General features: G+C 44.5%; 20 protein-coding genes. 13 read left to right on the forward strand and 7 right to left on the reverse strand.

The window, feature by feature from the left end; all coding sequences use genetic code 11:
• Positions 1-3 precede the first annotated feature (3 nt).
• Genes R7O03_RS12345 through R7O03_RS12365 form a run of 5 tightly spaced genes read right to left on the reverse strand, consistent with a single transcriptional unit; the run spans position 4 to position 2,603 of the window.
• Positions 4-564, reverse strand: coding sequence for a hypothetical protein (locus tag R7O03_RS12345; protein WP_151514614.1), 561 nt, complete (start codon positions 562-564; stop codon positions 4-6).
• Positions 564-821 carry an acyl carrier protein gene (locus tag R7O03_RS12350; protein WP_005382279.1) on the reverse strand — a complete coding sequence of 86 codons (258 nt, stop codon included), beginning with the start codon at positions 819-821 and terminating at the stop codon, positions 564-566. Before R7O03_RS12350 ends, R7O03_RS12345 begins: the two co-directional genes overlap by 1 nt.
• Positions 822-836: 15 nt before the next feature.
• On the reverse strand, positions 837-1,097 hold the full coding sequence (locus R7O03_RS12355) for a phosphopantetheine-binding protein (RefSeq protein WP_005382278.1): 261 nt from the start codon (positions 1,095-1,097) through the stop codon (positions 837-839).
• A 13-nt stretch (positions 1,098-1,110) separates the two neighbouring features.
• Positions 1,111-1,878: a lysophospholipid acyltransferase family protein gene (locus R7O03_RS12360; protein WP_258483719.1), complete on the reverse strand. Its 768-nt coding sequence runs from the start codon at positions 1,876-1,878 to the stop codon at positions 1,111-1,113.
• On the reverse strand, positions 1,875-2,603 hold the full coding sequence (locus R7O03_RS12365; RefSeq protein WP_318131731.1) for a beta-ketoacyl synthase chain length factor: 729 nt from the start codon (positions 2,601-2,603) through the stop codon (positions 1,875-1,877). The genes R7O03_RS12360 and R7O03_RS12365 overlap by 4 nt, the downstream gene beginning before the upstream one ends.
• A gap of 76 nt (positions 2,604-2,679) precedes the next feature.
• Between R7O03_RS12365 and R7O03_RS12370 the strand changes: the two genes are divergently transcribed.
• The 13 genes from R7O03_RS12370 to R7O03_RS12430 all read left to right on the forward strand — a co-directional run bounded on the left by R7O03_RS12370 (position 2,680) and on the right by R7O03_RS12430 (position 19,257).
• A complete protein-coding gene (locus R7O03_RS12370; protein ID WP_005382272.1) occupies positions 2,680-3,078 on the forward strand; it encodes a hypothetical protein in 399 nt (132 codons plus the stop codon).
• A 27-nt stretch (positions 3,079-3,105) separates the two neighbouring features.
• On the forward strand, positions 3,106-4,173 hold the full coding sequence (locus R7O03_RS12375; RefSeq protein WP_053307501.1) for a class I SAM-dependent methyltransferase: 1,068 nt from the start codon (positions 3,106-3,108) through the stop codon (positions 4,171-4,173).
• A 7-nt stretch (positions 4,174-4,180) separates the two neighbouring features.
• The gene (locus R7O03_RS12380; protein ID WP_054576723.1) at positions 4,181-5,425 is read left to right on the forward strand and encodes an NAD(P)/FAD-dependent oxidoreductase; all 1,245 of its coding nucleotides are present in this window, start codon (positions 4,181-4,183) and stop codon (positions 5,423-5,425) included.
• A gap of 210 nt (positions 5,426-5,635) precedes the next feature.
• Positions 5,636-6,376, forward strand: a complete 741-nt coding sequence (locus tag R7O03_RS12385) for a transglycosylase SLT domain-containing protein (protein ID WP_080960101.1) — start codon at positions 5,636-5,638, stop codon at positions 6,374-6,376.
• Between the two features lie 99 nt (positions 6,377-6,475).
• Positions 6,476-7,684 carry a DEAD/DEAH box helicase gene (locus tag R7O03_RS12390; RefSeq protein ID WP_005382264.1) on the forward strand — a complete coding sequence of 403 codons (1,209 nt, stop codon included), beginning with the start codon at positions 6,476-6,478 and terminating at the stop codon, positions 7,682-7,684.
• Between the two features lie 250 nt (positions 7,685-7,934).
• A complete protein-coding gene (locus R7O03_RS12395) occupies positions 7,935-8,597 on the forward strand; it encodes a potassium channel family protein (protein ID WP_053303271.1) in 663 nt (220 codons plus the stop codon).
• Positions 8,594-9,961, forward strand: coding sequence for a TrkH family potassium uptake protein (locus tag R7O03_RS12400; protein WP_064353721.1), 1,368 nt, complete (start codon positions 8,594-8,596; stop codon positions 9,959-9,961). Before R7O03_RS12395 ends, R7O03_RS12400 begins: the two co-directional genes overlap by 4 nt.
• Before the next feature lie 360 nt (positions 9,962-10,321).
• A complete protein-coding gene (locus tag R7O03_RS12405) occupies positions 10,322-13,306 on the forward strand; it encodes a M6 family metalloprotease domain-containing protein (protein ID WP_238855143.1) in 2,985 nt (994 codons plus the stop codon).
• Positions 13,307-13,478: 172 nt separating this feature from the next.
• A complete protein-coding gene (locus R7O03_RS12410) occupies positions 13,479-14,291 on the forward strand; it encodes a sugar transporter (protein WP_193837670.1) in 813 nt (270 codons plus the stop codon).
• Positions 14,292-14,467: 176 nt separating this feature from the next.
• Positions 14,468-15,937, forward strand: coding sequence for a protein adenylyltransferase SelO (locus tag R7O03_RS12415; protein WP_182016605.1), 1,470 nt, complete (start codon positions 14,468-14,470; stop codon positions 15,935-15,937).
• Between the two features lie 211 nt (positions 15,938-16,148).
• Positions 16,149-17,147, forward strand: coding sequence for a TRAP transporter substrate-binding protein (locus R7O03_RS12420; protein WP_017634784.1), 999 nt, complete (start codon positions 16,149-16,151; stop codon positions 17,145-17,147).
• Positions 17,148-17,217: 70 nt separating this feature from the next.
• Entirely contained in the window at positions 17,218-17,892 is a 675-nt protein-coding gene (locus R7O03_RS12425; RefSeq protein WP_005382256.1) for a TRAP transporter small permease, read from the forward strand.
• Between the two features lie 3 nt (positions 17,893-17,895).
• Positions 17,896-19,257 carry a TRAP transporter large permease gene (locus R7O03_RS12430; protein ID WP_005382255.1) on the forward strand — a complete coding sequence of 454 codons (1,362 nt, stop codon included), beginning with the start codon at positions 17,896-17,898 and terminating at the stop codon, positions 19,255-19,257.
• Positions 19,258-19,290: 33 nt separating this feature from the next.
• On the opposite strand, the gene R7O03_RS12435 is transcribed toward R7O03_RS12430, so the two are convergent.
• Together R7O03_RS12435 and R7O03_RS12440 are read right to left on the reverse strand one after the other, a co-directional pair.
• Positions 19,291-19,473: a hypothetical protein gene (locus tag R7O03_RS12435; RefSeq protein ID WP_021034161.1), complete on the reverse strand. Its 183-nt coding sequence runs from the start codon at positions 19,471-19,473 to the stop codon at positions 19,291-19,293.
• Positions 19,474-19,551: 78 nt separating this feature from the next.
• Positions 19,552-20,889, reverse strand: coding sequence for a sigma-54-dependent transcriptional regulator (locus R7O03_RS12440; RefSeq protein WP_005382254.1), 1,338 nt, complete (start codon positions 20,887-20,889; stop codon positions 19,552-19,554).
• Between the last annotated feature and the right edge of the window lies 1 nt (position 20,890).

Here is a 20,890-nt window from a genome sequence, read left to right on the forward strand (position 1 = left end):
CGATTAGTGTTCCTTTCGAACAAATTGACGCACGATCCATTCTCCAGCGAACAAGCCACCAGCAAGTAAGTAGCTGATGAGGCCGTTATAAAGCGTCCATATTTTTACTGGTAGGAAACAGGTATAGAGTGCAACGGCAGCGTTGAGCGTAAAAAAGGCGCACCAAACCATCGTCACTTTGCGAGTGTAAGCCACGCCACTAGCCGGAAGGTCGGGTTCTTGCAAGCGAGCAAGCCTCTCTATGATCGATTGCGGCTGTTTTAAGCTCAGTCCAAATATACACAGCATACATACATTGACAACGACAGGGTAAAACTGAAGCCACCCATGTTGTTTAAACACCATGCCAAGCGTAATGAGAACAATGCCAACAGCGCCCGTAACGAGCGCCAAGAACTTAAACTCTTTTAGTGGGGTCTTATTTGCGACGAAAACACGCAAAAGTAACGCAGCAATTAACAAGCCCCCAACTAAGTTCAAGCCAAATTTATCTATACCGAAATAGACGGCGAAGGGGTAGGCAAACAGTACAATTGCAGACAGACCAGTCAGCAATTGGCGCATTAACTTTCCTTCAATAACTCAGTGACAGCGTTAACCACATCGTCAACGGTTCTTACTGCACTAAACTCTGCTGGCTTGATTTTTTTGCCAGTGACATTCTGTAGGTGTACGACCAAATCAACGGCGTCAATGCTATCAAGATCGAGATCTTGGTATAAGTGCGCATCTGATTGAATGTCGGCTGCGTCAATTTCGAACAGCTCAACAAGCGCATCTTTAACTTGTTCAAATACTTGATCTTTATTTACATCAGTCATGAATATACCTACAACTTATTCATTAGTTTGAGAAGAAACGTATTTCGCTAGATTTGCTACAGAAGCAAAGTGTTCGCGCGTATTTGAGTCGTCGGCATCAATAACGATGTTGTATTGTTTTTTTATTGCGAGTCCAAGCTCAAGCGCGTCGATAGAATCTAAGCCAAGTCCATCACCAAAAAGTGGTGCATCCGTTTCGATATCATCTACGGTTAAATCTTCAAGGTTTAAAGCATCAATAATAAGTTGCTTAATGTCGTTGTGTAACTGTTCCACTGGGACCTGCTTATTAATAAAAGTTTTCTGGAAAAATGTTTTCAGCTAGGTGCTGTTGTAAGCGTCGCGCCGCTATTGTCGGCGACGTAGTTTGCTTTATAAAGGGGGTAATCTCAACTTTATCCTTAACTTCAACCCTGAAAAAGGGCTTTGTTGCCGGTACTTGATACCATTTTTTCTCTTTTGTGAGGAAACTTGGCGTTACCGTAATATGGACAACTCTTAAATCTCGTTCTGTTCTTACCGCAATTTGTGCTGCACCGCGTTGTAATTTCGGCTCTACACCTGGTGTTGTTCTTGTTCCTTCAGGAAATATAAGCAACACGTTGCCTTTGTTAAATCGTTCATCACAAAGTGCTAATAAATCATCCGGTGCTTCATTGGGAATATATCCGGCTGCTTTTACGATGTGCTTCATAAAAGGATTCGACCATATTGCCGATTTTACTAAACAGTCGCAGCGATTTAATTGTGAAGCAATGAGAACGTAATCGATTAAACTAGGGTGGTTGGCAACAATTAAACAATTACGATCTTTTTGAAGAATATCGGCACCAATAATTTGATAATCGATTGCGCCACTTAGCTTCATCAATTTACAAAATGTGTTGAATGAATATCGAATCGCACCCTGAACTTTATATTCGCGTTCCGTTTGGTCTGAAACAAAAATACGAATGGTCGGAATAACAATGAAACTCAGTACTAAACCACCTAACCCAAATACTGAAAAACAAAAGCCTGTTGCTAGCACACGCCAATACTGATTTAAGCGAGTCATTTTTTGTGCCATTCCCAAGCTTGTTGCGGAGCGAAAATAGTCCACTGGCTTTTATCTAACAAGTATTGTTGCAAAAATACTAAACCTTGAGGAAGAGGATGACCGGAACGTTCTGCGTTTATGGAGCTTTGTATCGCGAACTTGTCTCCATGAGAAAGTATTAAGCCAAGTCCAAACCCTTGGTATTGTTGGTTTTCATATTCTAAATAAGAGTCAGGCATAGGCTCATCAAAATCAACAAGCAGTACTTTTTTGTCAGGATTGTCGGACAAAAACAGCCATGCTTCTAATATTGCGCTTTGGAATGTGTTTTCTGCCGCAGCGATAGAAGTTAGGGGAACGGGTTGTTTAGTTGCGATAGTGGCAAGCCCTGCGGCGGTATTGTGCACCGATTGAGAAAAAGCCATCGGAGACGCCTCTTCTCCATTAATTATATCTTCAACTAGTGCGACGCTGCGATGCAGTTCACCATGACGGCTTGAAAATACAAGGTAATCAACTTGATGTTGATTAAGCATTTCGATTGCAGTTTGTACCGCCAGTTTACTGAGTGGGCTCATTCTTCTGCGCATCATCGCAGGAATATTTGCAACATTGATTTTGCCATCTTCTGGCCATTTTATCTCTGTTGCCCATTGTTTCCATTCATTGGATTCGGATAAACCGAATGAATTCGCTGTCCACGCATCAATATTGAAAGAAATGTTGATCTTCGAGTTTGGCATATTGGGTTAAATTGTTTATTTTACAGCTCGATACAAATTGGGGTTGACCCAAATTCACAATAAAAAGGAAATTATCATGTCGCGTTTTAAGCTGTATGTCTCGTTATTATTAACTTTGCTTCTTGTTGGTTGTGGACGAGTACAACCTGTAATGAATGTGGAGGATACTCCAGTTGCTTATGATCTTCAAAATAAACAAGTAAAAATGGCCATAGTGCAATCAGCAACTAACCGAGGCTGGACGATCGAAGAAGTAAGCCCTGGTGTTCTTATTGCAAAAATCCACGTTCGTAAACACTCTGCAGAAGTAAAAATCCCATACAATAATAAATATTACTCAATTATTTATCTCAACTCAGTAAATCTCAAAGCAAGTGATGGCAAAATCCACCGCAATTACAATCGTTGGGTAAACAACTTGAATGTTGATATTCAGCGAGCTATTGCATTGTTGGGCAATCAATCTCAACAATAAAACTATTAATTGCAGTTAGGTTTTTCCGTGTTAAATCAAAATAATGATCCTTTTAATGCTTTTGAAGCGAAGACAGAAGCTCAGAAGTTATCTTTTGCACCAATCGTGTTCCAGACCGCCAAAACGCTTCGAGATTTAGGTATTTTAGCCGCTTTAGACAGCGCTGGCGCTCAAGGCATGAGTGCCACAGATATTGCCGAGAAAACGGGAGTATCAGAATATGGTGTTAAAGTACTGTTGGATATGGCGATTAGTGCGCATATTGTTTTATGGGAACGACCTAACTATTCGCTTGCAAACCTTGGTTTTTACCTTCTTCATGATGGTATGACGAATGCAAACATGGATTTTACGGCAGATGTTTGTTACGCCGCGATGATGCATTTGACGGAAGCAATTCAAGAAGGTAAACCGTCTGGTTTGAAAGAGTTGGGCAATTGGGAGACCATCTATCAAGGTCTATCGACGTTACCAGAACAAGCCAAACAGAGCTGGTTTAAGTTCGATCATTTCTATTCGGATCGCTCGTTCCCACTTCTGCTTAAAGAGGTATTTGCAAGCAAGCCAAAGCATCTTGTGGATATTGGCGGAAATACGGGAAAATGGGCGATTCAGTGTTGTAAACATGACCCTGACGTTCAAGTGACGATTGTTGATTTACCGCAGCAATTAGAAGTAGCGATGAAGAATGTTTCAGAAAACCAGTTCGTCGAGCGTGTACGTCCATACCCTGCAAACATGCTGGATAAAGCACAAACATTGCCGGAGCATGCTGACGTTTGGTGGATGAGCCAGTTCTTGGATTGCTTTTCCCCAATTGAGATCCTCAATATCCTTAAAAAAGTTAAAGCCCAGTTAACGAAGGGAGATACTATTTACGTATTGGAGCTGTTTTGGGATGCTCAAAAATACGCGGGAGCTTCCTATAGCCTTAATGCCACTTCTCTTTATTTTACCTGTTTAGCTAACGGTAATAGTCGCTTTTATCGCAGTGATGATTTCTTAGAAATTGTCGAAGCGGCAGGTTTATCTGTCGTTGAAAGAACCGACAATATTGGCCTTGGTCATACCTTATTAAAACTACAAGCAAACTAAATTCAGAATGAAAACAGAGCTCAAGCAAGTTGTTGTCGTAGGAGCGGGGCCATCAGGTTCAACCGTTTCTGCGTTATTAAAATCGCGTGGCATAGATGTTGTTGTCTTAGAAAAAGCGACTTTTCCACGCTTTTCCATAGGAGAAAGCCTGCTCCCTGCATGTATGGAAGTTGTTGAACAAGCAGGAATGACCAATGCAGTAAAGCAGTTTGGCTTCCAGTATAAAGATGGTGCTGCATTTCGTCGTAATGGCGTATACACCCAGTTCGACTTTACAAACAAATACACGCCAGGACCGGGCACGACGTTTCAGGTTCAACGTGCCAACTTTGATAAAGTATTGGCAGATAGCGCTGAAGAGCAAGGCGTAGAGATTCGCTATCAGCATGAGCTGCTCAACCTAGTGTTTGAAGGGAAAAAGTCTCGATTAGAAGTGCTCGACTCAAATAAGAAGGCTTATCAAATCGAAGCAGATTTTGTGTTGGATGCAAGTGGCTTTGGGCGTGTTTTGCCACGCTTGTTGGAGCTAGAAGAACCTTCTTGTCTTCCGCCTAGAAAAGCGATCTTTACCCATATCGAAGATCATATCTCTCCCCAAGAGCCGGAATACGATCGCAACAAAATTTTAATTTCAGTTCATCCTGAAAATCACGACGTATGGTACTGGCTAATCCCATTCTCTAATGGTACTTGTTCGTTTGGTGTGGTGGGTGAGCCAGAATTTTTCGAACAATACCCAGAAGATAAGATTGCAGCGTTGCAGCAGTTAGCCAATGAAGAGCCGGGTTTGGCTTCTTTGTTGCGAAATGCGAATTACCCGAATCCAGCAGGCGAGTTGGGTGGCTATTCTGCTAACGTCAAACGTTTAGCGACAGAGCACTACGCGTTGCTTGGTAATGCAGGTGAGTTTCTTGATCCTGTATTTTCATCGGGTGTCACTATCGCCATGAAATCGGCAGAGTTTGCAGCGGACTGCGTGGTTCGTCAGCTGAATGGTGAAAAGGTTGATTGGCAAGAAGAGTACTCGCAACGCTTAATGGTGGGAGTGAACACATTCCGCACTTATGTGGAAGGCTGGTACAACGGCACGTTGCAAGATGTGATTTTCTATCAAAAACCGAACCCACGTATTAAACAGATGATTAGTGCGATTTTGGCTGGATATGCTTGGGATACGAATAATCCTTACGTAAAACAAAGTGAGCAGCGTTTGTCGACGCTTGCAGAACTGGTTCGGGAAGCTGAACTGTAAGAATATACATTCGCTTATCCGAGAATCAGTAAACCTAGGTCTTACCAAAAAATTGGTAAGACCTTTTTAATGCCTCTTTACTTTTACTTCTAGCGTGTTGGAGACACATTGACCACTTACATCGGTGTGTATCGAATTTGAGAATTTTTATGGTGACATTGATCACATCTAGGATTCCTGTTGCTGATATTTATATTAAATTTGTAGGGAATGGATTACATTCTGGGAGTGTTCCCTACATCCGGCTTCGTTGTGAAAACGGTTTATAAGCAACTGTATAAGTTAGTAAAGTTCCAAAAACTACATCAAAAAAAAGACAAGTTTCTTACCAAATCAATTCGCTTGGTGAGTTCGAGCCATCGACTACGCCAAACGCTTCCTCTACTTTCTAAAATTGTCGAAGAACACGACGCATCAACGGTCTCTTCGATTGCAGATCCCGAGAACGCGGTCGCGTGGGGAGGTAAAGTTTCTCCAGAGTTCAAATCTAAAGTCATTCGTATTAGTAAAGAGCTAAAGATCAATCCTAATCATCTTATGGCGTGCATGGCATTTGAAACTGCTGAAACTTTCAGTCCAAGCATCAAAAATGGTTCCGGAAGCGGGGCTACAGGGTTAATTCAATTTATGCCTTCTACCGCAGAGTCATTAGGAGTGAACACAAAGACTCTTGCGAGAATGAGCGCGCTTGAACAACTTGACTATGTGAAAGCGTACTATTGGCCCTATCGAAATAAAATTAATAGCTTAGAAGATGCTTACATGGCCATTCTCTACCCTGCTGCGATTGGTAAACCGCCGTCTTTCGTTTTGTTCAGACAAGGCTCAATTGCCTATCGACAGAATGCAGGTATCGACCGCCACAAAACGGGGAAAATCACGCTTAATGATGTTTCCTACAAAGTGAGGAAAAAATTAGAAAAAGGTTTGCAGCCCAATTTCATGGGCTAAGATTGTGTCATGTTCCTAGTTTTTCGCGCATGAATCCTTCTGTTACTTCACGGGGATTCTGATACACTACGCGCCCATTTCCTCTGTTGAGACCTTTCTATGCCATTTTCTAAGCTTGGTTTAAGCGCATCGATTGCTGATGCAGTAAAAGCGCTAGGTTATGAAAAACCCACTTCTATCCAACAAAAAGCCATTCCAATCGTATTGCGTGGCCGCAATTTAATTGCAGCAGCGCAAACGGGCACAGGTAAAACGGCCAGTTTTGTTCTGCCAATCTTAGAAAAGCTTAGTCGAGGCGAAACGCAACGTAAAAAACGCGCTCGTGCGATTATCCTAACGCCAACACGCGAACTTGCGCTTCAGGTTCATCAAAGTATTGAAGCTTATGGTAAAAACTTACCATTACGCTCAATGGCGATGTTTGGTGGTGTGGATTATGCACCACAAAAACAAGCCTTGATCGAGGGTGTCGATATTGTGGTAAGCACGCCTGGGCGCTTGATTGATCTGTACGGTCAACGCGCGATTCACTTTGATGAAGTGGAAATGCTAGTGCTTGATGAAGCCGACAAAATGTTGGATATGGGATTCATCGATGCGATTGACAAAATCGTCGACTGTATGCCAGAACATGTGCAAAGTTTGCTGTTCTCAGCGACGTTATCTAACCCTGTTCGTGACTTGGCGAAAAATGCGATTATTGATCCTGAAGAGATCACGATTGCAAAGCACAGTGCCTCAAAATCAAATATTAAACAGTGGATCACGACCGTCGATAAAGACATGAAGTCGTCGCTGTTAAGTCACTTGCTTAAAGAAAATGACTGGTCGCAAGTACTGGTATTTATTGAAACTAAACACGGCGCAGCCAAACTGGTAAGCCAACTTGAGAAACGTGGCATTGTGGCAGAAGCATTCCACAGTGGCCGTAATCAGCGTGTTCGCCAGGAATTAATAGAAAAGTTTAAAGCGGGTGAAATCCAGTACTTAGTCGCAACCGGCGTTGCTGCGCGCGGTATTGATATTGATAATCTGCCAGTTGTCATCAACTACGATTTACCTTACCCGGCGGATGAGTATGTACATCGTATTGGTCGTACAGGTCGTGCTGGCGCGAAAGGTGAGGCGATATCACTGGTTTCAAAAGACGACTTTAAGAACCTCTGCATGATTGAAAGTCGTTTAGGGCACTTGCTAGAGCGAGTGGAAATTGAAGGTTTTGCGCCAAGAAAGCCAGTACCAATTTCAATTTTAAATTACGTGCCTAAGAATAAACGCAAACCGCACGATAAGCGCGAATCAAAATAGCCAGTTTATCCCATGATCTAAAAGCCGCATTCTTGCGGCTTTTTGCGTTTTAAGGCATCCAATTATGTAGCCATCGCGACGGTTTCTATTCGGTAATGAGGAAAAAAGTTAATCAGTGTCATACGCTTAACACGTAAAGTGAATCAAGGTGCGTTAAGCTTTTGTCAATTATCTGTCCGCAGGTTTGCACAAGGTAAGGAATGGGCGCAAACTTTTTTGCTTGCTAATGAATGCATAAGATGGGGCACAAATGAAAACAGGTGATAAGCAATTCGCCGTTATTGGTCTTGGCCGATTTGGTTTGGCAGTGTGTAAAGAGTTACAAGATTCAGGCGCTCAAGTTTTAGCCGTTGACATCAACGAAGACAGAGTTAAAGAAGCCGCCAGTTTTGTTAGTCAGGCGGTTGTGGCTAACTGTACTCACGAAGAGACGGTTGCTGAGCTCAAACTTGATGATTACGACATGGTGATGATTGCCATCGGAGCGGATGTCAATGCCAGTATTCTTGCGACATTGATTGCTAAAGAGGCGGGAGTAAAGTCAGTATGGGTTAAAGCCAACGACCGCTTCCAAGCTCGTGTTCTGCAAAAAATTGGCGCAGACCACATTATCATGCCTGAGCGTGACATGGGGATACGTGTCGCGCGTAAAATGCTCGATAAACGGGTTCTTGAGTTCCACCCATTAGGCAGTGGCTTAGCTATGACGGAGTTTGTGATTGGCTCTCGTTGGATGGGTAAGACACTAAGTGATTTGGCTCTGTGCAAAGTCGATGGCGTGCAAGTGCTAGGGTTTAAACGGGGCCCAGAAGTTACCAAGGCACCTGACCTTAATACCACACTAGAAATTGGTGACCTAATTATTGTGGTCGGCCCTCAAGATGCGCTCGCAAATAAATTAAAATCGCTATGACGTATTTTCATCAGAAAGGTGTTTTTTACGCACCAGATGGTAAACAAGAGAAAGCGAAAGGCAACGAACCGCGAATTATATTGCTCAGTTTTCTCGGTGTTTTACTGCCTTCTGCGGTATTGCTAACCTTGCCAGTTTTTTCTGTTACGGGCCTGTCGATAACGGATGCTTTGTTTACCGCAACGTCCGCTATTAGTGTGACAGGGCTTGGTGTTGTCGATACTGGGCAACACTTTACGCTTGCGGGTAAAATCTTGCTGATGTTTTTAATGCAAATCGGTGGGTTGGGGCAGATGACGTTGTCGGCGGTCTTACTCTATATGTTCGGCGTGCGTTTGAGTTTGCGTCAACAAGCGCTGGCGAAAGAAGCATTAGGGCAAGATCGGCAAGTCAATCTAAACCGACTAGTAAAGCGGATTGTTGTTTTCGCGCTTGTTGCAGAAACGATCGGGTTTATTTTTCTCTCTATCCGCTGGGTCCCTGAAATGGGCTGGAAGACTGGTATGTTTTACGCCTTGTTTCATGCAATTTCTGCATTTAACAACGCTGGGTTCGCGCTGTTTTCTGACAGTATGATGAGCTTTGTGAATGATCCGTTGGTTATCTTTACACTGGCGGGGCTATTCATTTTTGGCGGGCTTGGTTTTACTGTTGTGGGTGACATCTGGCTAAACTGGCGTAAAGGTTTCCACTTTTTGCATCTTCACACCAAAATCATGCTGATTGCTACACCGATATTGCTCTTAGTCGGAACGATGATGTTTTGGTTACTTGAGCGAAGCAACCCAAACACAATGGCGTCTTTACCTGCAACAGGGCAATGGTTGGCGGCATTCTTTCAATCTGCGAGTGCTCGAACGGCAGGGTTTAATAGTGTTGACTTGGCGTTGTTTACCCAGCCGGCCTTACTGGTCATGATTGTTCTAATGTTAATTGGAGCGGGTTCCACCTCAACGGGGGGCGGTATTAAAGTTTCCACATTTGCTGTTGCGTTTATGGCTACGTGGACCTTTTTACGCCAAAAGAAACATGTGGTTATGTTTAAGCGAACCATAAATTGGCAAACTGTGACTAAGTCATTGGCAATTATCGTTGTGAGCGGAGCCATCCTGACAAGCGCAATGTTTTTATTGATGCTTACCGAGAAGGCCAGCTTTGATAAGGTTATGTTTGAAACCATTTCCGCATTTGCCACAGTGGGGCTCACCGCCGGTTTGACTGCGGAACTTTCTGAACCTGGTAAATACATTATGATCGTGGTGATGATCATTGGTCGTATTGGGCCGCTCACGCTTGCCTACATGTTGGCACGTCCTGAACCTACCTTGGTCAAATACCCAGAAGACGCCGTTCTTACAGGTTAATATAGCGTTCAACAATGGCCGCGCGACCATTACGAGCATTGATTAATAGCAGTGCTCGTACATTTATAGAATATGTGGAATGTTGCCCAGTTTTACCTACAAATTCGTAGAAGTTCATTTCTTCTTCCTTTCGTTTCGATACTATTCATTCACTCAATTTATATTCTCAGAAGCTACGCTCATAACAGCGTTTTGGAATCCGACGCTTTTGTAGTGTGACACCAAACTACGTCGTGTTATCTGAGCGAATTGATACCAGCCTTCGTCAATAGTCACTCAGTCTTACTCTATGCCCATAGGGTTACTTTGTGTTTGTTGTGCTTGGTATTAATTAACGAATCGAAAAGATGGAGTCGTACTTTGAAATTCAACACACTCGCCATGGCTATGCTAACTGCGCTTCTTGCAGGGAAGAGCATGGCAACTACTCCGCCATCACCGGTTTGGCATACTATTGCGTTGAGCGATGGTAGTTCCAGTGAGGCAATTCTACGTGGAACGGCAGATTTCCACTGGTTTGAAGATAAGCAGGGCAATGCCTTACTTCAGGAAGACGGCGTTTGGTTTTTCGCGCGGATTCAGCGCGAGTCAGACACGCCAATATTGATCTCGACAGGTGTGGTGAAAACGCAGTCGAGTGAGCCACCTGAGTCGGCGAGGTTTCGCCCGGATTTACAAGTTAAACCGCAATTATCTTCTCTAAAAACCATTGAACCGATGGCACGAAAAAACCTACTGCGTTCGGCGCAAGGTTACCAGGCGATGAGCAGTTCAACGGTGAAGCAGCAGCCCCTATTGGTTGTGCAAGTTTCGTTTGATGACCAAGCAATGGTGCACGATTTTGAGCAACGCGTATTTAATACCAATGGTCAAAGCGTTGTGGATTACTTTGATAAAAACTCTCAAGGTAAATTCAAAGTTGTTCCTGCACTTGAGAGTTACGGCACCGCCAATGACGGTGTGATAGATGTGACTGTGGCACAAAGCCACCCTAACTGTCACTCTAGTTCTACTGATAAGACATGCACCGCCAAGTTGAATGCGGTTTTCACCGAGGCTTATCAAAAACTGGATCCATACTTTAATCTTTCGGCCTACGACAGCAATCAAAATGGTACCGTAGAACCGTCAGAACTCTCTGTCATGTTTATTTTTGCGGGGGGCGATCGTTCAACAGGGGTTCTCAACCGTCCTGCTATTTGGCCGCACAAATTCTCTCACGATGATGTCACACTAGATGGTAAAAAGATCACAGACTATTGTGTGTTCGCTGACTATCAAGTTGATCATCAAGCGACCTTGGGCGTGATCGTACACGAGCTTGGCCACTTAATGCTTGGCTTACCGGATTTGTACGCAAGGAACAGTGATGCCTCGATCGGCTCTTGGGGCGTGATGGGTGGCGGTTCATGGGCGCAGAAACCGGGAGATTCATACGCTGGTGACACTCCGGTGAACATGAGTGCATGGAGCAAACACGCTGCTGGTTTTGTTGTACCAACGGTAACTCATGAAAGTCCAGCGCCTATTTCTGTGAACAACGACGATGTCAAGCTGGTGTATCTCGACCCGTACTTGAAAGAGTTTGGCCCACGTGTTTATTTGGAAAATCGCACCTTTAGCGGTTACGACCGAGCATTGGCGGCTGAAGGTATCCTGGCGACGTCGGTCAATGTCCAGAACCGCTTTAATGATGTTGGTGCGATGCAGGTTCAAATCATGCAGGCTGATGGTCTGAATGAGTTAGAAAATGATGGTAGGAGTGACGCTGACGATTTGTACCCTAATGGTGGCGATGTCATATCAGATACATCGACCCCGGGTCTGAGAGCGATCACAGGGTTTGATACTGGGGTTCGTATTTCCAACATTGCCAGCAACACCAACGGCGGTAGCTTTTCTCTTGAGCATACAAACGAACCAAATAAATCAGCATGGCTGAACTCTCTTCACCAAGGTTATGTGTACGCGAGTGGGAGTAACACTCTGGCGGTGTCACTGGACTTGAATAGTGATACAGAGCTTGATGGTCTTCAACTTTACGCGCAAAGAGATAGCGCTCAAAGTGACATGACTTATCGAGTTTGGCGATTCCCATTTTCTGGAAACATTGGCTATCGATTAATATTGAATCAAAACAACGCTGAGCTTTTACAGCAAGGTAACTTCCAAAAGTCATCTCGAATTTTATTCCCCCAATCAAGCCAATTGAGTGCGGGTCAGCACTTATTGGTCGTTGAATTGGAAGGCGGTCAATTTGATGCAAACTTTGACTTCGGCCGCTTGCTAAAAACTGAAAAAGCCTCCCTACCTGTAATGTGGACTGGTGATTACAGTGAGATTGGCACGTTTGGTCTAGAAAAAGCCGGGTTCTCTTATATTCCGTTTGCAGCATTATTAAATGTGGATGCGAGCAACTTGGTTGAAGCGAAATCTGATTCGTTACAAACCAATAAAAATACGCCAATCAAACTGAACCTGATGGACAATGATTTCATGGCGGTAGGGTATCAGTTCAATGTGGACATTGTGCAGAAGCCTGAGCACGGCACCATCTCTGGCAACCAGTACCAACCTGAAGCTAACTTCGTTGGTCTGGACACTTTCCAATATCGTTTGTTGTCGGTTGATGGTGCGTACTCATCTTCAATCGTGAATGTGCAGGTGGAAGTGCTTGGCAGCAACGAAGCGCCAGTGGCCGTGATTGATGTTGATAATAAAGACATGACGGTTGGGCAGCGAGTCACGTTGTCTGCGTTAAATAGTACGGATGCTGATGGTGACGTGTTGAGTTATAAATGGGAGCAGTTGGCTGGCACTTCAGTTTCTCTTGGCAATGCAACCAGTGTTAGCACAAGCTTTACGGTGCCTCAAGGTGCAAAAGCGGGTGAGGTTCTGACATTCCGTTTAACCGTGACTGATCCTAGTAATGAAACGTCCAGTGCTACCGTCGATTTAACCATGAAAAACGCAGCGCCACTTACGCTTGCAGATACGGCGACCGTTGCCGTTGGTGAAAGTATTCTGATTGATGCAGCGAGCAATGATTCGGATGTGAACGGCGATAAACTGGTTGTAGAAAGCGTACAGAACGTAACGGGTGTGGGAAGTGCGAGTGTAGAGAATGGTAAAATCCGTTTTCAAGCACCGGATAGCCCTACTGACGGCATCAAGCTGCAATATACGGTTTCAGATGGTCATGGTGCCACTGCTACGGGGGAAGTTATCGTGACGGTTGTTGCTTCTTTGAAGACAACGACATTCAAGAACTCTGAAGGTAGCGGCAGTGTTTCTTATTGGGCTTTGATGTTGCTTGCAACATTAGGCTGGCGACGTCGCGTCTAAAACGGTATGGAATTGCTGTATAAGCCACTCACATTGAGTGGCTTATTTTTTATCTGATCTATTTTGGTTTCGTTCTCATTGTCTTATGAGATGTGTTTCTCATTATTTTTAAAGCGATTTTTCTACTCTGCGGTTACCCTAGGGGCCGATTTTTATGAACTAAGGATGTTATATGTCTACCGAGGGCTTTTCTGTTTCGGAAATATGCCGAGAAGCGGCAGTGATGGTCAGAAGGAATCTACTCGCAATTGTTATTGCTTGTATTCCGTTGATTATCGTGCACTCAATTTTTGCTTTTATGTATCCTGAAATGACGGGGCAAGATCAAGCGAACGTTCAAGAAGGCAATGTCGCAGGGTTTTATTTCGTCACAATTATTTTGTACCCACTTGTTGCCGCTATGGCGGCTGTGCGTGTGCATCGAATTTATTTAGTCGGTGATTACATGCACTCGGCGTTGGATGTATTTCGTTTGTCAGCTCGAGAATTCCGTTTCATAGGCTGGTGGATACTGTTTGGACTGATGATGATGCTCGTTATTGGTATCCCGATCTTTGCGTTGTCGTTTATCTACATTGCAGAAAGTGGTGAAGCCGACTTTGTTGCTATGGCTATTATCACAACGATTGCAAGCATTCCTGGCTATTGGGTAATGGCGCGATGGTCATTTGTGTTGCCAGCGACTGCAATGGATCATCAGCCGCGCAGTTTGCGTCGTTCGTGGAACCAGAGCAGAGCATACAACAAACAAGTATTCATTTTGATGGGACTAATTCCATTGGGTGCGGGCTTGCTCAGTCAGCTGATCTTTAGCCACTTTACGAATCTCTTTATGTTGAGCCTCGTCGGTGTGGCCTATGGTATTTTTGGCGCGTACCAGCTGGCATTGTTATCGTTGAGCTATAAAACGGTAGTGGATATCGAACGCGCTCGTTTTGATACGCCATCACTGCCACCAAAAACGGGTGAAGAATTTTCCGCTTAACCCTTTGATTGCTTTTACATGCTACCTCCGTTTAGGAGATGGTCTGCGGCAGGTTGATACCTTCCTGCCGCCTTCGCGTTATTCACGCAAAATACCCATGTCCATTTCATGGCTGAATGACAGGGACATTCACACGTATACTCACAACAGTACTTCTTTTTATTAAGGAACCCTACATGTCCATTTGGCAACGGGTCAATTTCACCCATCGCTTTAGTCAATTACCGTCAGCGTTCTATACGTTGGTCGAGCCACAACCCTTGGACAACACTCGCTGGGTCGCTTGGAATGGTGAGTTTGCACAGCAGTTTGGTTTACCAGAAGAGCAAAACGATGAGTTATTGGCGGTTTTTTCTGGGCTAAGTGAATTCGAACAATTTCGTCCTCTTGCGATGAAATATGCAGGCCATCAGTTTGGCGTTTACAACCCAGATTTGGGCGATGGACGTGGATTACTGTTGGCAGAAATTGAGCATCAGGATGGTACTTGGTTTGATCTTCACCTCAAAGGTGCAGGGCTAACGCCTTACTCGCGAATGGGAGATGGGCGAGCGGTATTACGCTCAACTATCCGTGAGTACTTGTGCAGTGAAGCCATGGCGGGCCTTGGGGTTCCCACGACACGTGCTCTCGGTATGATGGTCAGTGATACACCTGTTTATCGAGAAAAAACGGAATCGGGCGCTTTGTTACTTCGAATGGCTGAAACCCATGTTCGATTCGGTCACTTTGAGCATTTCTTTTACACCAACCAGTTAGCAGAGCAGAAGCTGTTGGCGGATAAGGTGATTGAGTGGCACTTTGCTGATTGTGCATCGGCGGAGAAACCATATGCCGCGATGTTTGACGCCATCGTGACTAAAACAGCCGAGATGATCGCATATTGGCAAGCTTTTGGTTTTGCGCATGGTGTGATGAATACCGATAACATGTCAATTCTTGGGCAAACTTTTGATTATGGTCCGTTTGGCTTTCTTGATGATTATGAGCCGGGATACATTTGTAATCATTCAGACTACCAGGGTCGTTACGCATTTGATCAACAGCCTAGAATTGCGCTTTGGAACCTGTCAGCACTGGCGCATGCGCTATCGCCACTCGTTGAACGAGAAGATTTAGAATCGTCGTTGAGTCAATTTGAAGTTCATTTAAGCCAGCAGTTCAGCCGCCTCATGCGTGAGAAGTTGGGCTTAAAAACCAAGATAGCGGAAGACGGGCGTTTGTTTGAAGCTATGTTTGAGCTTCTTCACCAGAACAAAACGGACTACACTCGCTTCTTCAGAACGCTTTCAAACCTTGATAATGCGCCTTCCCAAGCCGTAATCGATTTATTTCTCGACCGAGAAGCTGCGCGAGCTTGGCTTGAACTGTACTTAGCTCGGTGTGAGCTAGAGGTTGATGAACTAGGGGGCCTGATTTCAACCGAACAGCGTTGCAAACAGATGCGTCAAGCCAATCCCAAATACATCTTGCGTAACTACTTGGCTCAGTTGGCGATTGATAAAGCGGAAGAAGGGGACTTTAGCGAATTACACCGATTGGCCGAACTGTTAAAACGCCCATTTGATGAGCAACCTGAGTTTGATGATTACGCGAAATTGCCGCCGGAATGGGGGAAGAAAATGGAGATAAGCTGTTCTTCATAAATGGGTCATTTCCCACCCATTTGTATCTTTTCTTGGGTGGAATTCACTCGTTACACTTCGGATTTATGTTAATGGGCTATGTTAATTTATTGAAATACATATAAATTTTAACATGGTCCATTAATTGCTCTTTGTTAAATATCCGTACCCATCGCCTAACACCTAGTTACTCATGGACGGGATGGGATGTGATTCAACAAGGAGAATAATAATGTTTAAGCCTCTAACTCTACTATCTGTCTCTGCACTTGCTGTTACCAGTTTTAATGCTGCCGCAAATTGTGACCCAGGTGAAACGGTCATCAAGTTTAGCCATGTAACGAACGCGGACAAACACCCTAAAGGCATCGCGGCTTCGTTACTTGAAAAGCGCGTCAACGAAGAGATGAACGGTAAAGTCTGTATGCAGGTGTTTCCTAACTCAACACTGTATGATGATGACAAAGTGTTGGAAGCGCTACTGAATGGTGATGTTCAACTCGCTGCTCCTTCTCTTTCTAAGTTTGAGAAATTCACCAAGAAGTACCGCCTTTTCGATCTTCCTTTCTTGTTCGATGATGTCGACGCGGTTGACCGTTTCCAAAACTCGGAAGCGGGTGAAAAGCTGAAAAACTCAATGAAACGTCGTGGCCTACAAGGCATTGCGTTTTGGCATAACGGCATGAAGCAAATGTCAGCCAACAAGCCGCTCATTTCTCCAACTGATGCTGAAGGACTTAAGTTCCGTGTTCAAGCGTCTGATGTACTCGTTGCTCAGTTTGAGCAGCTAGGTGCTAACCCACAAAAAATGTCGTTCAAAGAAGTTTACGGCGGCTTGCAAACTAAGGTTATTGATGGTCAAGAAAATACTTGGTCAAACATTTACGGCAAAAAATTCTTCGAAGTTCAAGATGGCATTACGGAAACGAACCACGGAATTCTGGATTACTTAGTTGTGACGTCAAACGACTTCTGGAAAAACCTACCAGATGATCAGCGCGAGCAGTTAAATACCATTATTCAAGAGGTAACTGCGCAGCGTAATGCTGAGTCAACCAAAGTAAACCTTGCGAATAAGAACAATATCATCGAAGCCGGTGGTGTGGTTCGTACTCTAACGCCAGAACAGCGCCAAGAGTGGGTCACTGCACTTCAACCAGTATGGAAGAAGTTCGAAAAAGACATTGGTTCTGACCTAATCGAAGCCGCTTTGGCGTCTAACCAAAAATAATAACACCTAGCACATTTAGCCCTCTCAAACTGAGGGGGCTCTTTCCCCCTACAGACGACGTGATGTAATTATGGAACAGACTTTTTTTGCCAAGGCTGGACGAATCACTGATGCCATTGAAGAGACTTTGATTGCTTTCTTCTTGGGTGCCATGACCTTGCTGACCTTTGCCAATGTCATCTTTCGTTATGTCTTTAACGACAATATTCTTTGGGCGCTTGAGCTCACCGTTTTCATGTTCGCATGGATGGTGTTGGTTGGCGCATCTTATGGTGTGAAAAAACACTTTCATATTGGTGTCGATGTCATTATTAACATCGTTCCGGAAGGTAAACGAAAAGCCCTGGCGCTTTTTGCAGCAATGTGTTGCTTAGCCTTCTCTATTTTGCTGTTAATTGGCGCTTGGAACTACTGGTATCCGTTCGCTACTGACCGAGCGTGGTATGAAACGGACGATATTCCGATGCCTGAAATGCTCCAGTTCATGGCCGACTGGTTAAATGAGGGAGAGCGTTATGAAAAGCTGCCACGTTTTATTCCTTACTTCGCTTTGCCACTTGGAATGGCGCTACTAACGTTTAGATTTGTTCAAGTCACGTGGCAAATCGCTACTGGTAAGCTCGATCGCTTGATTGCAGGACATGAAGCGGAGGAAGAGCTCGAATCTCTTAAAGCTGAGATGAGTGACGCTGAAGACGTAATGGCTCCAAAGGCCTCGCAAGACGCTAAAAACAAGGAGCAATAAGCCATGGATATCTTATTTCTATTTTTGATGGTAATTGGCTTTATGCTGGTTGGCGTGCCAATTGCTATTTCGCTGGGCCTTTCCAGTGTTCTTTTCCTTTTAATGCATTCGGATGCCTCTTTAGCGTCAGTTGCTCAAACGCTGTTTAATGCATTCGCGGGCCACTACACGCTATTGGCTATTCCATTCTTTATATTGGCTTCAAGCTTTATGTCGACGGGTGGCGTAGCAAAGCGGATCATTCGTTTCGCCATTGCCATTGTAGGCTGGTTCCGCGGCGGTTTGGCGATGGCTTCGGTTGTCGCGTGTATGATGTTTGCCGCGTTGTCAGGTTCCTCACCTGCAACGGTTGTTGCCATAGGTAGTATTGTTATCGCAGGTATGATCAAAAACGGTTACTCAAAAGAGTTTGCCTCTGGGGTAATTTGTAACGCAGGTACGCTAGGGATTTTGATCCCACCTTCGATTGTGATGGTGGTGTATGCAGCCGCAACGGATGTGTCAGTTGGACGTATGTTCCTTGGTGGTGTGATTCCCGGTTTGCTGGCGGGTGTCATGTTGATGATCGCGATTTACATTGCCGCGAGAATCAAGAACCTTCCAAAACAACCTTTTGTCGGTTGGAAAGAAACCTTTGATGCCGCCAAGGATGCAAGCTGGGGCTTGTTGTTGGTCGTCATCATTCTTGGTGGTATCTATGGCGGTATCTTTACGCCGACAGAAGCCGCTGCGGTTGCTGCTGTGTACTCATTCTTTATTGCTAACTTTGTATACAAAGACATGGGGCCATTTGCAGACAAGAAAAACACTAAACCTGCGCTCGTTAAAATCTTCCAAACCTTTGTTCATAAAGACACGAAACACACCCTGTATGAAGCGGGCAAACTCACCATCATGCTGCTGTTCATCATTGCTAATGCCTTAATTTTGAAGCATGTTTTAACGGAAGAACGGATCCCGCAAATGATCACCGAGTCGATGCTCTCGGCTGGTCTCGGACCAATCACTTTTTTGATTGTGGTGAACGTCTTGTTGCTGATTGGTGGTCAGTTCATGGAGCCATCAGGCTTGTTGATCATTGTTGCGCCGCTCGTGTTCCCAATTGCGATTGCATTAGGTATAGACCCAATTCATTTGGGCATAATGATGGTGGTGAATATGGAGATAGGAATGATAACGCCGCCCGTGGGTCTTAACTTATTTGTGACCGCTGGTGTTGCCAAAATGTCGATGATGAACGTAGTGAAGGCAGCATTACCCTGGGTTGGAGTGATGTTCTTGTTCCTAATTATCGTCACATATGTACCATGGGTTTCGACTTGGTTGCCTACTACCTTGATGGGGCCGGAGATCATTACCAAGTAATGGAAGCCAGAAAGTAGAAAGAGGTGTGAGAATTCACACCTCTTCGTCTATTGACTTGTAACAAGTTTTGCGTGGGTCTGAATTAATTCGACGTTCATAGTGTCGCCACCTCTTTTTATTTTTACGACGCTCTTCACCGAATCTTCTCTCTTCTTGATAGCAACCGTCTACGAGCACGGTATCTGTAACAATCGGTATTCTCACTTTTTCGTTCATATCTGTAACAACCATGATAAACCTGTTGTTAAAAATTATGATTCAAGTTGAATATAATGCCAGTTATCTGAACGTGTTTTATTTGTAAAGGTCTTTATTTATTTGGTAGCGCTGCATCTTGTCGTAAAGGGTTTTTCTTGGCACATTCAATTGGCACATTGTCTGTTTAATACTACCGTTGTTTTCTAATAAAGCGCCTTCAATGGCTGCTCTCTCAAACTCCGCTACTTGCTCTGCAAGGCTTGAGGAAGACTTAGCGACTGGGTTTGATTCTCCCAACTGAATTAACTTACCCAATAGCACAAAACGCTCTGCAGCATTTCTGAGTTCTCGAACATTGCCAGGCCAGTCATGGCTCATCAGTTGCGCTAGATCTTGGGGTGACAAGCTAGGTGAGCTTTTGCCATAACGTGAAGCTGCTACCAACAGAAAGTGGTGAAAGAGGGCTGGAATGTCTTCTTTTCGTTCGCGTAGTGGCGGGAGATCCAGGGTCACGACATTGAGCCGATAATAGAGGTCCTGACGGAAAGTACCTTCTTCAGCTGCGTGTTTTAAATCGACCTTTGTTGCGGCAATCACTCGAATGTCTAAAGGCAATAATTCATTTGAACCGACACGCTCAATCACGCGCTCTTGTAATACCCTCAATAAACGAATTTGGGCTTGGATAGGCATCGACTCGATCTCATCCAAGAAAAGTGTGCCGCCTTGTGCAAACTCAAATTTACCGATACGACGGCTTTCGGCGCCAGTGAATGCGCCTTTTTCATGGCCGTAGAGTTCACTCTCAATTAAGTTCTCTGGAACCGCTCCACAATTTACGGCGACAAAGTTTTGGTTCCGGCGAGAGCTTTGCTCATGTAAAGAACGAGCGATTAACTCTTTCCCTGTACCGGTTTCACCAAACAATAAAATATCGGCGTCGGTATCGGCGATTTGGGTGATGGTCTCTCGTAATATTTGGATGCTAGAGGTTTCACCAATAACTCGTGGACCAAGGGTTTTACTGGCTTTAAGTGACAGGCGCAGTTTTTCATTTTCATTGGTTAGTTTGCGCTTCTCAATCGCCCGCTTAACCGTTTCAACCAAATGTTCTGGCGCAAAAGGTTTCTCAATAAAGTCGTAAGCGCCTTGATGAAGGGCTTGCACAGCCATGGAAATATCACCGTGTCCAGTGATCATGATGACGGGTAAGTTTGCATCGCGTTGAGTCAAAGTTGTCAGCATATCCATACCAGAAATGCCCGGCAAACAGATATCAGTGACCACGACGCCAGCTTCTTCTCCTTGCTGCATCGCTATTAAAGCCGATTCTGCATCCACAAAAAACTTGGCGTCGATATCCGCCAGTTCAAAGGTCTGTTCTATAGCGATTCTGAGATCGGCCTCATCATCAATAAAAAACACCTGACACATG

The sequence above is a fragment of the Vibrio sp. Vb2960 genome (assembly GCF_033337665.1).
In the GTDB taxonomy this organism is placed as follows: Bacteria; Pseudomonadota; Gammaproteobacteria; order Enterobacterales; family Vibrionaceae; genus Vibrio; species Vibrio alginolyticus.

Bases quoted from the DNA above. Each gene is read 5' to 3' on its own strand.
- R7O03_RS12345 (WP_151514614.1), bottom strand. From the start codon at position 564: ATGCGCCAATTGCTGACTGGTCTGTCTGCAATTGTACTGTTTGCCTAC.
- R7O03_RS12350 (WP_005382279.1), bottom strand. From the start codon at position 821: ATGACTGATGTAAATAAAGATCAAGTATTTGAACAAGTTAAAGATGCG.
- R7O03_RS12360 (WP_258483719.1), bottom strand. From the start codon at position 1,878: ATGACTCGCTTAAATCAGTATTGGCGTGTGCTAGCAACAGGCTTTTGT.
- R7O03_RS12365 (WP_318131731.1), bottom strand. From the start codon at position 2,603: ATGCCAAACTCGAAGATCAACATTTCTTTCAATATTGATGCGTGGACA.
- R7O03_RS12370 (WP_005382272.1), top strand. From the start codon at position 2,680: ATGTCGCGTTTTAAGCTGTATGTCTCGTTATTATTAACTTTGCTTCTT.
- R7O03_RS12380 (WP_054576723.1), top strand. From the start codon at position 4,181: ATGAAAACAGAGCTCAAGCAAGTTGTTGTCGTAGGAGCGGGGCCATCA.
- R7O03_RS12385 (WP_080960101.1), top strand. From the start codon at position 5,636: ATGGATTACATTCTGGGAGTGTTCCCTACATCCGGCTTCGTTGTGAAA.
- R7O03_RS12390 (WP_005382264.1), top strand. From the start codon at position 6,476: ATGCCATTTTCTAAGCTTGGTTTAAGCGCATCGATTGCTGATGCAGTA.
- R7O03_RS12395 (WP_053303271.1), top strand. From the start codon at position 7,935: ATGAAAACAGGTGATAAGCAATTCGCCGTTATTGGTCTTGGCCGATTT.
- R7O03_RS12400 (WP_064353721.1), top strand. From the start codon at position 8,594: ATGACGTATTTTCATCAGAAAGGTGTTTTTTACGCACCAGATGGTAAA.
- R7O03_RS12410 (WP_193837670.1), top strand. From the start codon at position 13,479: ATGTCTACCGAGGGCTTTTCTGTTTCGGAAATATGCCGAGAAGCGGCA.
- R7O03_RS12415 (WP_182016605.1), top strand. From the start codon at position 14,468: ATGTCCATTTGGCAACGGGTCAATTTCACCCATCGCTTTAGTCAATTA.
- R7O03_RS12420 (WP_017634784.1), top strand. From the start codon at position 16,149: ATGTTTAAGCCTCTAACTCTACTATCTGTCTCTGCACTTGCTGTTACC.
- R7O03_RS12425 (WP_005382256.1), top strand. From the start codon at position 17,218: ATGGAACAGACTTTTTTTGCCAAGGCTGGACGAATCACTGATGCCATT.
- R7O03_RS12430 (WP_005382255.1), top strand. From the start codon at position 17,896: ATGGATATCTTATTTCTATTTTTGATGGTAATTGGCTTTATGCTGGTT.
- R7O03_RS12435 (WP_021034161.1), bottom strand. From the start codon at position 19,473: ATGAACGAAAAAGTGAGAATACCGATTGTTACAGATACCGTGCTCGTA.
- R7O03_RS12440 (WP_005382254.1), bottom strand. From the start codon at position 20,889: ATGTGTCAGGTGTTTTTTATTGATGATGAGGCCGATCTCAGAATCGCT.